Raw genomic sequence first — 15,148 nt, 5'->3', positions numbered from 1 at the left:
GGACAAGAGGAGATTGTAAAACAGCATAAGATAAATTCACTTTTTATAAAATTTTTACAGACCGATCTATCTAAAAACATTTAATAAATTTGTATATCTAAGTTAACTAAAAATAAAAAATAACTCAAATTCTTAAATAATTTACCAATTATTTCATGTTTATTCAATTAGTTAGTTAATAAAATTAATTTAAAACCTAAAGTTGTTAGCTAATATTATTCTATTTGTTTCTATTTGATTATCAGTTCCTAGTAAAACTGCTATTCCTTATATTTATTTTCTGATAGATAAACAGTTAAATAAATGAAAACCCTTCTTCATCTTTTCAACTAGTAATTGAAACGAAGAAGAAGGGTTACTGATTAAGGCAAAGTTAATATAGAAACCTAACTTTTATTAAGAGAATTTCTTGTTAACTAAGTAATATATTTCTTACCTAACTATTCTCATTTTTTTCTGAGCAATTGCTAAAAGAAGTTTTTTAACTCCATTTGTTTTGAAAGAGACCTCGATCTTCTTATCCTCTCCCTGCCCTTCTATATTTTTGATCTTTCCTTCACCAAATTTCTCATGAAAAACAACAGTTCCAATGTTATATCCATCTGAGTTTTTAGAACTTTGGCGAATACTATTAATCTTGTTTTTATCTTCTTTAGTAATACCTATATTCTTGGCCCATTCAGGTACATTTTCATTATTTCTATATGTTTTCTTATAACCTGAATAACTATTTCCCTTATCTTCTGACCAGGAATTTTTACTGTTATAAGAGCCATAGTATCCCCCGCCGCTTCTGCCGCTGCCGAAGGACGAATAAGAGTCAGAATCTTCTTTCGGAGTGAGCCACTTCAGAGCATCTGCAGGAAGCTCGTCTAAAAAAGAACTCTTAACGTTATAGCGGGGCATACCGTGAAGAAGTCTCTGAGCCGCATAAGTCAAATACAGCTTTTTGCGTGCGCGGGTGATGGCCACATACATCAATCTTCTTTCTTCTTGAAGCTCTTTTGGTTCTGCTAGACACTTATCATGCGGGAACAGTCCGTTCTCCAATCCGGTAATAAACACATTGTTAAACTCCAGACCTTTGGAAGCATGGATGGTCATCAACTGCACAGCTTCCTCACCTGCTTTTGCTTGGTTGTCACCGGCTTCCAGCGTGGCTTGAGAAAGGAACAAAGTCAGCGGACTTAAGTTATCCACGTTTTCCTTGGAGTCATCTTCAAATCCTTCTTGACTCAGAAAAGCAGCGGCAGATGAAGTTAATTCTTCCAAGTTCTCTAAGCGTTCAGCTCCGTTTTCATCTGCTTCATAAAGTGCTTTGAGACCGCTTCTTTGTACGGTGTAATTAATAAGTGCCGTCAAAGGAAGAGAGAATCTCTTTGAACGGATGTCGTTGATAATGTCTGTGAAAACTCTTACCTTATTTGCCGCTGCACCGGAAAGCAACTGAGTTGCTTCAAATAATGAAATCTGGTTGTCTCGAGCCAAATCAATGAGATTTTCGACTGTCTTTGCACCGATGCCTCTTGCCGGTAAATTCACCACTCTCATAAAAGCTGAATCGTCTGCGGTGTTTTCCGCCAGTCTTAAATATGCAAGGGCGTTCTTAATTTCAGCACGATCAAAGAACCGTAAGCCGCCGTAAACGGTGTATTTCACCCCGCGTCTGGTCAACTCAGTTTCGAGAGCACGAGACTGAGCATTAGAGCGGTAAAGAATGGCAATCTCACGAAGATCCTCGCCGTTTCTAACAAAGTCTTTGATGTTGTCAACCACAAAAGCTGCTTCTTCAGCCTCATCTCCGGCCTTGAAAACACGAATAAGATCCCCTTTCCCCGATTGTGTCCAGAGATTCTTACCAAGACGATCACTATTATTCGAAATCAAATAGTTAGCTGCATCTAAAATATTGCCTTGAGAGCGGTAGTTTTGTTCCAAACGGATTGGCTCCCCAATGGCAAAATCTCTGATGAAGTCCTTCATATTGCCGACGTTAGCACCGCGGAAAGCATAAATAGACTGGTCATCGTCACCCACAGCGAACACGGCGTTAGGTTTTCTGCCCTCTTCTCCGTGACCGGCCAACAGTTTGAGAAATTTGTACTGAAGCTTATTGGTATCTTGAAACTCGTCAACCAAAATAAATTTAAATCTGTCTTGGTAATGCTGACGAATCGGTTCGTTGTTCAGCAGCATTTCGTAAGTGCGGAGGATAAGCTCTCCGAAATCAACGGCCCCTTCTCTGTTAATGACTTTTTCGTAAATTTCATAGACTCTAAGCAAGTCTCTTTCGCCGAAGCCGTAAGGTTTAATATCCTTGGCTCGAATTCCTTCTTCTTTTTGCTTATTGATATAGTTTTGAATCTTTCGGGCAGGAAGAACTTCTTCATTAATGTTGTTGGCCTTCATAATCCTCTTGATAGCCCCAAGCTGATCGCTCATGTCCAAGATGGCAAATGCGGCCGGTAAGCCGGCGGCCTCATGATGAAGTCTCAGCATTCGATTGCATAGACCGTGGAAGGTACCTACCCACATCGCTCGAGTGTTTAGAGGCATCTTTGCTTGAAGACGGGTCATCATTTCACGTGCCGCTTTATTTGTGAAGGTAACAGCAAATAACTCAGCAGGAGTACAAAGCCTGTGTTCCAAGAGGAAAGCAATTCTTGAAATCAAAACGCTAGTCTTACCGGAACCTGCCCCGGCAAGAATAAGAGAGGACACCTCCGGCAAAGTAACAGCGGCCTTTTGCTGCTCATTTAAATTTGCTATTAAATCACTAGACATCATTTCTTCCTTTTTTTGAGGAAGTGAAGTCTAATGAGAATTCCTAGTTCGTACCACCTATTTGGTTAAAAGATTTGGAGTTTGTGATTCACTGCAGAAAAGAACCTTTTTGTATTTTCGTTTTCAACCAATTGATAATAAAAGTTTTTTCTTAACAAAGCTCAAAATCCTGCTAATTAACGCATAGAAATACATTAATTGACCACAAAGAGTAAAAAAATAGAAGGACAACCAACCTTATAATTAAAGGATTTTCAAATAGATCATTCAATCGAAGAAGAAATGCGCGAAACTTACGAACCGTCAGAAGTTGAGACCACTCAACAAGCCCACTGGCGCGCCAAAGATGTCTACCGCGCGGTAGAACACGCTTTAGATGCCAACGGGAAAGAAAAACCCAAGTTCTATGTCTGTTCAATGCTTCCATACCCGAGCGGAAAGCTTCATATGGGGCATGTCAGAAATTACACTCTCAATGACGTTATGTACAGATACCTTCGCATGAAAGGTATGAATGTCATGACTCCGATGGGATGGGATTCCTTCGGTTTGCCTGCAGAAAATGCTGCTATCAATAAGAACGTTGCTCCGGCTGAGTGGACCTATCAAAACATCGCCGATATGAAAAGCCAAATGGAACCATTAGGCTTAGCTTTTGACTGGTCTCGCGAAGTCACAACTTGCAAACCGGATTACTACCGCTGGAATCAGTGGATGTTCTTAAAAATGCTTGAAAAAGGCATTGCTTACCGCAAGACTCAGATCGTCAACTGGGACCCGGTTGATCACACCGTCCTTGCAAATGAACAGGTAATTGACGGTAAGGGCTGGCGCAGCGGAGCTCCCGTAGAAAAAAGAGAAATTCCTGGGTATTACTTAGGCATCACGCAGTACGCTGAAGAACTCTTGGAAGATTTAAAGCTTCTTGACGGCTGGCCCGAACAGGTGCGCCGCATGCAAGAACACTGGATCGGCAAATCTTACGGTGTAAATTGCAGCTTCCCATATGAGTTGGACGGCGAGAAAAAAGTTCTCAAAGTCTATACAACAAGACCCGACACAATTATGGGTGTGACTTTTGTGGCAGTTGCGGCAGAACATCCTCTTGCACTGCGCCTGGCTAAAGATAATCCGACTGTCGATGCCTTTGTCAAAGAATGCCAAAAAGGTTCTGTTTCAGAAGCCGATATCGCCACAATGGAAAAGAAAGGCATTCCGACCGGCTTCTATGTTAAACATCCTCTTACCGGTAAAGATGTTGAAGTGTGGGTGGGCAACTATGTGCTTATGTCTTACGGTGAAGGCGCTGTCATGGGCGTACCGGCTCACGATGAAAGAGATTTCGCATTTGCCCTCAAGTACGGTCTGCCTATCGAACAAGTGATCGGTAAAGAAGGTCATGAATTTGACAAAACCCAATGGCATGATTGGTATGCAGATAAAGAAAATATTTTCTGCGTAAATTCCGGCAAATATAACGGCCTGAATTTCGAAGAAGCCCGTGAAGCCGTAGCAGCTGATCTAAAAGCACTTGATCTCGGCTACCTCCAAGTTCAATACCGTTTGCGTGACTGGGGCATCTCCCGTCAGAGATATTGGGGCACACCGATTCCTATCGTTCACTGTCCTCACTGCGGCCCTGTTCCGGTCCCTGAAGAAGACCTTCCGGTAATACTGCCCGAAAACTTGATTCCGGACGGCTCCGGCAATCCTCTCAATAAAGACGAAGCTTTCTTGAATTGCAAGTGTCCGAAATGCGGTGCTCCTGCTAAGAGAGAAACCGATACCATGGATACCTTCGTAGACTCCAGCTGGTACTACATGCGCTATTGCTCTCCTGATTGTGATACAGCCATGGTTGACAAGCGCAATGATTACTGGGTGCCAATGGATCAGTATATCGGCGGTATTGAGCATGCGGTGCTCCATTTGCTCTATGCACGTTTCTGGACCAAAGTAATGCGTGACCTGGGCTTGGTTAACTTTGACGAACCGTTCAAACGCCTCTTTACTCAAGGCATGCTTACCGCAGAATGCTATTACCGAGAACTGCCTGACGGCGGAAAACGCTGGTTCTATCCGAGCGAATTGAATATTGAATACGATGCTAAGGGCAAACCGGTTAGCATTACTTGCAAGGAAGACGGACTTCCGGTCAAGAGCGGCGGCATTGAAAAGATGTCTAAATCCAAGAATAACGTTGTTGAGCCGTCTGCGATTATCGGCAAATTCGGTGCCGATACCGCCCGTGCTTTCGTTATGTTCGCCGGACCACCCGACCAGAGCGCTGCCTGGAGCGATTCCGGAGCAGAAGGTACCTTCCGCTTCCTGAAGCGCTTATGGGCTTTTGGCTTCAAGAACCAGGACATTATCCGCGAAAACGTTCAGGTTGTTGGCGCTCCTTTGTCTCATGAAGATAAAGAAGTCAGAAAAGAAATTTACACAGCTCTCAAACAAGCCACTTATGACTTGGACCGCATGCAGTACAACACCGTTGTTTCTGCCGCAATGAAGATGCTGAACTCTTTGGATACCTTGAAAAACAAGGATCAACAAGGAACAAAAGCCGTTATCAATGAAGGCTTTTCCATTCTGCTTCGTACCCTTTATCCGATTGCGCCTCATATTTGCGCTCAATTATTTGAAGATTTGGGTTACGAAGAAAGAACCGGCACATCCATTTTGGATGCCGCATGGCCTGAAGTGGACAATTCCGCTTTGGTTTCTGACGAAATCAAGTACATGATCCAGATCAACGGCAAGTTAAGAGGTCAATTCACTGTTCCTGTTGACGCCGGCACTGAGGACATTAAGAAAGCAGCGCTGGCAAATCCGGATGCTGTCCGCTTCATCGACGGCAAGGAACCGAGAAAGATTATCGTGGTTCCGAAGAAACTTGTTAACATTGTTGTTTAGTTGATAAACCGGAGGCAGGAAGCTTCTTCCTGCCTCTTTTCCAAAGTGAAAAACCCATGAGTTTTAAAAATACCGGCGAATTGTCCAGACGTTCCTTTGTCGCATTCTCTGCCCTGCTGCTAAGCGGATGCGGATGGCATCTAAGAGGAATTCAAGAAGTACCTCTCGAGAGCATGTGCATTGATTTAGGGCCGAACTCTGCAATCGGAGCCATGATCAAGCGAAATCTCCGCGCCCGTACGGACATAGAAATTGTCGAAGATAAAGAAAAAGCCGAAGCCATATTTAAACTCATCTCTTTGAACCGTGGATCTTCTATTTTGGCTTATAACTCCGAAGGTCAGGCCAGAATATACAGCTTAATCTTATCAGCCCGTTTTACCGTTACTTTGCAAAACGGAGCCGAAGTTATTCCTCCAACTACAGTCTCTACTTCCAGAGAAATGACATGGGACGAACGCGATTACAACGGCCGTGCCCAGGAAGAACAGCTTCTATATCAAGAAATGGAAACGAACATCATCCATTTAATTGTTAACCGACTCTCTCATCTCACGCCGGAACAGGTGCAACAAGCTAAGAAAGTCGATGGCTAATTTTGCAGGAACCTCCGTTAGACTCAATCCTCTAACTATCATTGTCGGAGAAGAGGATCTCATTGCTATTGAGTCCTTGGACCAAATAAGAGCTGAAGCTAGAAAACAAGGTTTTACTGAAAGAGTCAGCTTTAATTTTGACGGAACGTCGGATTATTCTCCTCTTCTTCAATCGATGGGCGATATGTCCCTTTTCGGAGAGAAAAAGCTCATTGAAATCAGGCTGACCACGGGAAATCCGGGTTTAAAAAAAGGCCCCGAAGCCCTGGCCGCTTTAGCCGAAGCAGTCGGTGATGGTCTAATTGCGGTGATTTCTCTGCCCGGCGCCTTATATGAATATCAAAAAAAAGCCTGGTTTAAAAAAATCTCTTCGTCTGCGGCCATTATTAACGCCGGACTAGTTTCCAGACAGCAACTACCAGGGTGGATTAGAAAAAGAGCTTCGATAAACGGGCAAAATCTTTCTGAAGAGGCTGCGCAATTCTTAGCCGCCTCTACCGAAGGCAATTTACTGGCTTGTGCTCAGGAAATCAACAAACTTGCCCTTCTTTGTCCTCCGGGAAATATCGAACTGAAAGACCTTTTAGAAGCGGTTTCAGATGTTTCTCGATTCAATCCTCAGGATTTGGCTGATTCAATTCTTGAAGGTAACGTTCAACGAATTTCAAAAATCATTGATGGTCTTAAAGGAGAAAACGTAAGCATCCCCTCCTTCCTTTGGCTTTTGAATGATGATATTAGAAATCTGATTTTATTAAATCAAGGAGGCTCTCCTTCTTCTATAAGAGGCTTGCCTTCTCGCAAAACGATGCTTGCAAACCTTGCTCGCCGTGTGCCTTTGGCTCTTTTGGAAAAAGTGGTATATCGCTACAACAATGTAGAAAAAATGTCCAAAGGCTTTAAGGTTTCACAATCGCAAGGAGATCCATGGCAAGAATTAAAAGCCGCAGCTCTTTTACTTTGTATTAGCAGGAAATAATTATGTCCTCTACCATTAGCGCACAAAATGCTGAATACATGAAAAATCTTGGGGAAAAGGCACGAAAAGCAGCCACCATTCTGGCTAAAACTCCTGCCCAAGTAAAAAACAACACTCTAAATACTCTTGCTGATTTGCTTTTAAAAAATGCTGAGAAAATCTATCTCGCAAATGAAAAAGATTTAATAGCGGGTAAAGAGAAAGGATTGTCCGAAGCATTTCTTGACAGATTAACGATTTCAGAGAAAGTTTTAAACCAAATGTGCATTGGCTTAAAACAAATAGCAGGACTCAACGACCCGATTGGGGAAATCTTAGAGATGAAGCCTCAGCCCTCCGGCATCCAAGTCGGAAGGATGAGAGTCCCCCTCGGAGTAATCGGAATCATCTACGAATCTCGTCCGAATGTAACGATTGATGCCGCGGCTTTATGTTTGAAAAGCGGAAATGCCGTCATCTTGCGTGGAGGCTCCGATGCCCGATGCTCTAACCAAGTCCTTGGCGAATGCATCCAAGAAGCTTTGAGACTTAACTATCTTCCCGAAGAATCAGTTCAAGTTATCACTAATCCGGATAGAGAATTGGTCGGTGCTCTTATCACAGCCAGAAAATACGTAGATGTAATTGTGCCCAGAGGCGGAAAGAGCTTAATTTCAAGACTTATGGAAGAAGCCACCGTTCCGATGATCAAACACTTGGACGGCATCTGCCATACCTATGTTGATATGAGTGCGGATTTGGAACTCGCTTGGAAAGTGTGTGACAATGCAAAGACACAGAGATTTTCTCCATGCAACGCTATGGAAACTCTTCTTGTGAATAAAAATATCGCAGCCATCTTTCTTCCAAAAATGGCCTCTACTTATTTAGAGAAAGGAGTGGAGCTCCGCTGCGATCCAGAATCAAGAAAAATTCTGACGGACGCAGGGTTCGATGACATCAAAACTGCATCCGAAGAAGATTGGTCAACAGAATATAACGCACCTATTCTTTCTATAAAAATAGTCTCCAGTGTGGATAAAGCGATAGAGCACATTAATCAATACGGATCTAAACACACGGATGCCATCATCACTAACAATTTGGTATCTAGTCAAAAATTTCTTAGAGAAGTCGATTCCTCTTCCGTCATGCTCAACACCTCCACCAGATTTGCAGACGGCTTTGAATATGGCCTAGGAGCAGAAATCGGCATTTCCAACGATAAGTTACATGCTAGAGGCCCCGTTGGTCTGGAGGGACTGACCAGCCTTAAGTACATCGTAATTGGACACGGGGAATTAAGAAAATGAGCGAAAAGCTAAACAAATACTACGCCGTAGTACCTCTTTCTTTAGAAAGTCTCTTCGAAGAAGAGCTTAAACAGTTGGGCATTACTGAATTCAAGTCAAAAAAGGCCGGCTGCTTCTTCACAACAACAACGCTGGGAATGATGAAGGCAAATCTTTGGACGAGATATGCTTCACGTATTCTTCTGGAGGTAGGCGAGAGAAACTACAGAACGGAAGACGACATCTACAAGTTCACCTTCTCCATTCCTTGGGAAAATTACTTTACGGAAAAACAGTCCATCAAGATTTCTCTGTCAGCCAAGAATTGCCCTCTCAAGAGCATAAACTTCCTAACTTTAAGGGTTAAGGATGCCGTTTGCGACCGTTTCCGCGAAAGATCAGGAGCTCGCCCGGACGTTGAAAAACACAACCCGGATATCCAGATTTTCGTTTTTGTAGACAACCAAAAAGTCACCCTCTATCTTGACACCTCCGGTGAGTCCTTGTTCAAGAGAGGTTGGAGACGGGATAAAGGAGAAGCACCGCTGAAAGAAAACCTGGCCGCAGGATTGATCGGACTTTCCGGTTGGGAGCCTTCTCAGCCCTTATATGATCCCTTCTGCGGATCAGGAACGATTATTATTGAAGCGGCCACAATCGCAATCAATATGGCTCCGGGCATCACAAGAAGATTCGGATTTGAAAAATTTAAATTCTTTAATTCTGAAGTCTGGCAAGCCCTTAAAACTGAAGCAAGAGCCGCCATCAATTGGAACGTCGATATTAATCTTGCAGGCAGCGATATTTCTACTCAGATCATAGAGAAAGCCAGTAAGAATGCCCAGTTAGCCGGATTAACAAAGCTATTGATTGAGCGTAAAATTAAGTTTTTCCCATGCGATGCAAGAGAGGCACGACCAACATCGGAGACGCCCGGAGTCATAATTGCAAACCCTCCTTACGGTGAACAATCAAATCCGAAGTCTGCTTCCGTTGCTTCCATGATGAAAAACGTTGCTGACAACCTCAAGCATAATTTTGAGAACTGGGTTGTTTGGATGCTTACCAGCGATCTGAACTTACCTCGTCAAATGAGATTGCAGGAATCTAGAAAGATAGTGATCTTTAACGGTCCGCTGGAATGCAGATTCTTCCGCTTTTTGATGATTCCCGGTTCCAACCGCAGAGAGTCGAAGGCAGTGAAAACCTCATCACCAAAGGAATAAGAATATGTCTGAAAAAGACTTCGATGTAGTACAAATGAGAACTGAGCTTCATGAAATGCCGGAATTGGGATTCCATGAAGAAAAAACTTCAAAATATGTTGTTAATAAGCTCAAAGAGCTTGGTCTTAACCCGCAGACAGGAATTGGCGGAACCGGTGTCGTCGCCTATATTGACGGAACTGAACCTGGTCCTACAGTCATGGTAAGAGCCGACATGGATGCCCTTCCATTCGTAATCGACAACAAACCATGCTCCATTCATGCATGCGGTCACGATTCTCATACCGCTATGCTTCTTGCTTTAGCTGCTAAGTTAGTCGGTAATGTCAAGAAAGGACGCGTAAAACTCTTCTTCCAGCCGGCTGAAGAGACATTGCTTGGTGCAGTAAGATCTATCGAAGACGGCGTACTCGACGACGTTGACGTAGCTTTCGGCGCTCACGTTCGCCCGATTCAAGATATTCCTGACGGAACAGTTTGCGCTGCCGTTCGCCACACTTCCAGTACTTTCCTTGAAGTTGAATTAAAGGGCAAAACTTGTCATGCTGCTCGTCCCCATTTGGGATGCAGCGTTGTTGAAGCAGCTGTTTTAGCAACTAACGCAGTCAATGCTATTTGGATGAACCCGGGCAAAGTTTGGTCTGCCAAGGTAACAGCAATCAACTGCTGCGGTTCTGCCTCCAACATCATTCCGGACCATGGCAAGATGATCTTAGACTGCCGTGCTCAAGATAATCCGACAATGAAAGAAATGTTGGACAAAATTAAGAGAGCTATCCTTAATGCCGCTGAAGCAGTCGGCGTTGAAGCTACCGTTAATTTCCCCGGCGGAATCATCCCTGCAGCTGAGTACGATGAAGGATTGGTTGCTGAAACCGCAGGTATTATTAAAGAAGTCTTGGGCGATGACAAGTTAGCCAAAGACTGCGGAGGCGGCGGAGAAGATTTCCACTATTTCGTTCAGAAGAAACCTTCTATTCGTACCGCTTACATCGGCGTAGGTACAGGCGTCACTCCGGGCCTTCACGATCCGAAGATGACTATGAACCCTGAATCATTACGCAACGGTGTTGCAGTATTAGAAAAGATGGTTCTTAATCAAGTAGGTTAATTCCACCGTTGAAAAAAGCGCCCTTGAGGCGCTTTTGAATTTCTCGAAGGACAAGAGGCCGAATACTCGGCCTCTATTTTTACCTGATGATCTTATTACTTAGCAGCTGCTTTTGGAGCTTCACCGCGAGGAATAATAACTCCTGTCGGCTGTTGGGAGGCATTACGTCCGGCGATTCTACCGAATGTAACGATATCAGCCATAGCGTTGCCGCCTAAACGGTTTGCACCGTGGACACCGCCTGTAACTTCACCGGCAGCGAAGAGACCAGGAATGACGTGACCCTTAGTGTCAAGAACCTGAGCCTGAGAGTTAATTCTCAAACCGCCCATTGTATGGTGAACAGCAGGTGTAACCATTACTGCATAGTACGGGGCTTGAGTAAGAGGTCTTGGCATATCAGCACGGCCGAATTCTGAATCTTTGCCAGCCTTCTGATCCTTAGTGTATTTATCTACAGTTGCCTGGAGCTGTTTTCCATCGACGCCAATCTTCTGAGCGAGTTCGTGAAGATCTTTTCCTTCAGTAACCATACCGCCCTTGATGTAAGTTTCGATGGCCTTAAGGCTCTTTCTAACATCGTTATCGAATAAGAGGAAGCCGACTTTATCTTTTTGAGCGAGTTCAGCAGCGGAAACTACGTCGCGAGTCTGAAGTTCATTGATGAAGCGCTTGCCGTCTTTGTTAACGAGGATAGCACCGTTGCCGCGAACAGCTTCAGTAATCATTTCGCCTTTGCCCGGAACAACTGTCGGGTGAGTTTGAATCTGCTTCATGTCAACAGTAGCAGCACCAGCCTTTTCACCTAAGGTGATACCGTCGCCAGTTGCGCCAGTGTGGTTGGTTGTAGCAAAGCCTTTAAGCTTCGGATTCAACTTAACAACCATATCCTGGTTGGCAGAGAAGCCACCGGCAGCCAAAACAACTGCAGGAGCCATGACTTCATACTGTTTTTTGCCCTTTGTGTACTTAACACCGACAACCTTACCGTCTTTAACGATGAGTTCATCAGCCTTAGCCATTGTGCGTACATCAATACCGCGGTCCTTAGAAGCCTGAGCTAAAGTTTTAACAACGTTAGCACCAACGAAACCACCGCCTGTCGGACGGTGAGAGCGCTTCTGGGAAGCACCCGCCATCATACCGACGTCTGTCAAGTCACCACCCAAGCCGTTAATGAAGTCAACAGACTCAGCAGCGTGATCTGTAAGAGTGTGGACCAAATCAGGGTTGTTCAAGTACTTGCCGCCCTTCATTGTGTCGTTGTAGTGAGATTCTTTACTGTCCTTGATACCTGCCTTGGCTTGAGGCTGAGATTCTGCGGCGTTCAATCCGCCAGCTGCACGATTGGTGTTACCTCCCAAGTAAGCCATCTTTTCCAAAACGATGACTTTCTTGCCTAAATCATGAGCAGTAACAGCTGCGGAGAGACCAGCACCACCAGCGCCGACTACGATGACATCGGCTTTATCTGCTGCCAATGCAGGAACAGCAAACACAGCAGAAACAAGTGATGCTACGAGAATTTTTTTCATTGGAGTTCTCCTTAAATTTGTACTATTTAGCAATTAGTTGCTTAATCACTAGCTTTGTCAGCTGAGCACTGACTGTTAAAAATTATATTATTTTTGCAATTTTCTTATAGGGTTAAATCTTTGGGAAAAATACGGAGGGATAACAATTTATTAAATTTTTATCCTTAAAAATCAATATGTTTTATTTTTTCTTTGCGTTTCTCTAATCGCATTATTTCTTAGAAAAAATCCATTTTTAGAGTATGTTTTTTACCACACTTTTTAGGTACCTCTGCTGGGAGATCAAATACAACTCAGAAAAAAAAATCCTCCGGTTAAGGAGGACTGTGTAAAACGATAGAGTTAATTATTTCAGCACGGTAGGAAGCTTGTAATCATACTCAGGTTTTAGAATTTCTAATGTGTAGAGTTTCTTCAAAGCATCATAGTAAGCAAGTTCTTCACCCATAGAGTCGGCTTGAGCTAACTCTTCTTTGATTCTTTGAAAGTCTTGGTCATCCTTAGGAGCGCTCTTACTAGATTCGACATAAGAGATAACGTAATCTTCGTGGTTCATTGCACCCGTATAAGCAGGAAGATTCTTAACGGGAATAGCCATCTCTGCCGAAATCAAATCCTGAGACTGACCCAAAGAATTGACTCGGGATACCGTAATAGTTTTTCCAAAGCCTGCGAGATTGGATTTGTTTTGGAGTTCTTTTAATTTTTCTTCGCCGGCTTGACGTGCTAATTCGGTTGCAGCGGAGAGTTCAAGAGAATCTTTGATTTCATTCTTGACTTCGCTCAGAGAACGAATATGCTCAGGATTTTCTTTAACAACTCTCGCGGAGACGATTGTATTACTGTTGATTTCTACTGCAGAAATATTTCTCTTATCTGCAATTGAATCCGGCTGGAAGAGTTCAGCAATTACTCTCTTATTAATATCTGGAGTATTTAAGGAAGGATCCAGGAAACCGTTTTCCGTCAGTCCGGGAGCCTTATGTAGACTTAAGCCAAACTTTTCAACTACGGGCTGCAAAGATTCGCTCTGTTCGTAAACCATATTAGAGAACGTATCGGCATTTTCAGCGAACACATTATGTCTCTGCTGATTTTGCCAGGTAGTCAAAATTTCAGGTTCAACCTCCTCGAACGGCTTAATAGAGGCAGGACGAACGTCTGTCACTTCAATGATGTGGTAACCGAATTCAGATTTAACCGGTCCGACGATGTCGCCCTTCTTTGCGGAGAATACTGCATTTTCAAATTCAGGAACCATCATACCTTTACTGAAGAAGTCTAAATCACCACCGTTTCGAGCGCTTCCCGGATCAGCAGAATTTTCTTTTGCTACTTCAGCAAAGGAAGCAGGATTTGCTTTAACTTCAGCATAGAGTTTTTCCGCTTTAGCCTTAGCTTCTGCATCTGCCTTAGCTGCATCTTTTTCATTTTCGTCAGCAACAATCAAAATATGAGAAGCACGGCGGGTTTCTTCCTGGCTGAACTTGCTCTTATTCTGTTCGTAATATTGTTTAAGGACTTCTTGTGACGGCTTATCTTGAACCTTGATAGTTTCCGGGGAGAACACTACGTATTCAATGTCCAAAGTTTGCGGGACTCGGAACATTTCTTTGTTATCGTCATAGAACTTCTGAATCTGCTCTTTAGTAATCTTAACGTCCTTTCTATAAGCATCCGGGGAGAAGACTAAAGTTCTGACCTCTCTTTCTTCCCGCAAAGCTGCATTTAAGAACTCGGCAGTTTTAGCAGGAACGATTACAGTTCTTGAAACAGCATTAATAACGAGGTCTTTGGCCAAATCTCTTCTTAATTCGTAAACGAATTGTTCGTCGCTTTTGCCAGTTGCTGCTAAATAATTTTGGTAAAGTTCAGGGCTGAATTTCCCATCTTTCTGGAAAGCTTTAGCATTTTTAATAAAGTTAATAGCTTCTTGTTCAGAAATATTGATGTAATGATGTTGGAGCAAAGCGTTAACTGCTTTTTCGGTCGTTAAGTTATAAAGAATTGCAGCATTTGCTTCCGGAGTGTCAAACAATGAAGAATCCACCGATCCACCCTGTTGGACTCGGATTCTTTCAATATGATTGCGCTTAGCAGCATCAAATTCTTCAGGCTGGATCCCTTTGCCGTCAACTTTAGCGATTGCGTTTGCGTCAGGATTCAGACGGCTGTATCCGTTAATACCAATAAATACAAACGCCGGGATGATAAGAATCATCGCTAAGAGCATCAACCATCTTTTTTGATTTCTAAAAGATTGGAACATCTAGTCCTCTTCCTTTCAGGTACGTTTAAAAAATTCTTTTGATTATCCTCTATTTTGCGATTATTAACCACGAGCCCACATCGAAAAATGTCGATTTTAGAAAGCGTTGAGTGACTCATATTGCATTTGTGAGCAGTCCTTTTCTTTGTTACTTTTTGAATAACTTTTCCAATGCACAACAACCATTTGAAAATTCAATATTTTTTTGAAAAACAAAAAAATTTAGAATTGTTTTTGAAATTTAACTTGCATGATTTCGAAAAGCCTGTACAATGCGCTTCTCTCGCGAAACGAAGCAAACAAGAATTCTTTTCGACAGAGAGGAGTGGTAGTTCAGTTGGTTAGAATATCGGCCTGTCACGCCGAGGGTCGCGGGTTCGAGTCCCGTCCACTCCGCCAAAATTTTGCCTGAATTCCGGACCTCCTAGGTGATAAATCTAGGAGGTTCTTTAATTCCTATG

General features: G+C 43.2%; 9 protein-coding genes and 1 tRNA gene. 7 read left to right on the top strand and 3 right to left on the bottom strand.

The window, feature by feature from the left end:
• Positions 1–432: 432 nt before the first annotated feature.
• A complete protein-coding gene (locus RDK53_RS11175; RefSeq protein ID WP_308514909.1) occupies positions 433–2,784 on the bottom strand; it encodes a UvrD-helicase domain-containing protein in 2,352 nt (783 codons plus the stop codon).
• A 282-nt stretch (positions 2,785–3,066) separates the two neighbouring features.
• Between RDK53_RS11175 and leuS the strand changes: the two genes are divergently transcribed.
• From leuS to RDK53_RS11145, 6 genes are read left to right on the top strand one after another with little or no spacing between them, the layout of a single operon-like run.
• Positions 3,067–5,700 carry a leucine--tRNA ligase gene (leuS, locus tag RDK53_RS11170; protein WP_308514907.1) on the top strand — a complete coding sequence of 878 codons (2,634 nt, stop codon included), beginning with the start codon at positions 3,067–3,069 and terminating at the stop codon, positions 5,698–5,700.
• A gap of 56 nt (positions 5,701–5,756) precedes the next feature.
• Positions 5,757–6,296 carry an LPS assembly lipoprotein LptE gene (gene lptE, locus RDK53_RS11165; RefSeq protein ID WP_308514905.1) on the top strand — a complete coding sequence of 180 codons (540 nt, stop codon included), beginning with the start codon at positions 5,757–5,759 and terminating at the stop codon, positions 6,294–6,296.
• Complete coding sequence (gene holA, locus RDK53_RS11160) at positions 6,289–7,275, top strand: DNA polymerase III subunit delta (RefSeq protein ID WP_308514903.1); 987 nt, start codon at positions 6,289–6,291, stop codon at positions 7,273–7,275. The genes lptE and holA overlap by 8 nt, the downstream gene beginning before the upstream one ends.
• 2 nt (positions 7,276–7,277) lie before the next feature.
• Entirely contained in the window at positions 7,278–8,567 is a 1,290-nt protein-coding gene (locus tag RDK53_RS11155) for a glutamate-5-semialdehyde dehydrogenase (protein ID WP_308514901.1), read from the top strand.
• Positions 8,564–9,772, top strand: coding sequence for a class I SAM-dependent RNA methyltransferase (locus RDK53_RS11150; protein ID WP_308514899.1), 1,209 nt, complete (start codon positions 8,564–8,566; stop codon positions 9,770–9,772). Before RDK53_RS11155 ends, RDK53_RS11150 begins: the two co-directional genes overlap by 4 nt.
• A 4-nt stretch (positions 9,773–9,776) precedes the next feature.
• On the top strand, positions 9,777–10,883 hold the full coding sequence (locus RDK53_RS11145; RefSeq protein WP_308514898.1) for an amidohydrolase: 1,107 nt from the start codon (positions 9,777–9,779) through the stop codon (positions 10,881–10,883).
• Between the two features lie 95 nt (positions 10,884–10,978).
• On the opposite strand, the gene RDK53_RS11140 is transcribed toward RDK53_RS11145, so the two are convergent.
• Entirely contained in the window at positions 10,979–12,418 is a 1,440-nt protein-coding gene (locus RDK53_RS11140; protein WP_308514897.1) for a flavocytochrome c, read from the bottom strand.
• Between the two features lie 346 nt (positions 12,419–12,764).
• Positions 12,765–14,687: a peptidylprolyl isomerase gene (locus RDK53_RS11135; protein WP_308514895.1), complete on the bottom strand. Its 1,923-nt coding sequence runs from the start codon at positions 14,685–14,687 to the stop codon at positions 12,765–12,767.
• 322 nt (positions 14,688–15,009) lie between these two features.
• Here RDK53_RS11135 and RDK53_RS11130 point away from each other — a divergent pair.
• Positions 15,010–15,086, top strand: a tRNA-Asp gene (locus RDK53_RS11130).
• Positions 15,087–15,148 lie beyond the last annotated feature (62 nt).

Source organism: uncultured Turicimonas sp., assembly GCF_902477955.1.
In the GTDB taxonomy this organism is placed as follows: Bacteria; Pseudomonadota; Gammaproteobacteria; order Burkholderiales; family Burkholderiaceae_F; genus Turicimonas.
Note: the sequence above shows the minus strand (reverse complement) of the source record. Positions and strands in the feature narration are given on the sequence as shown.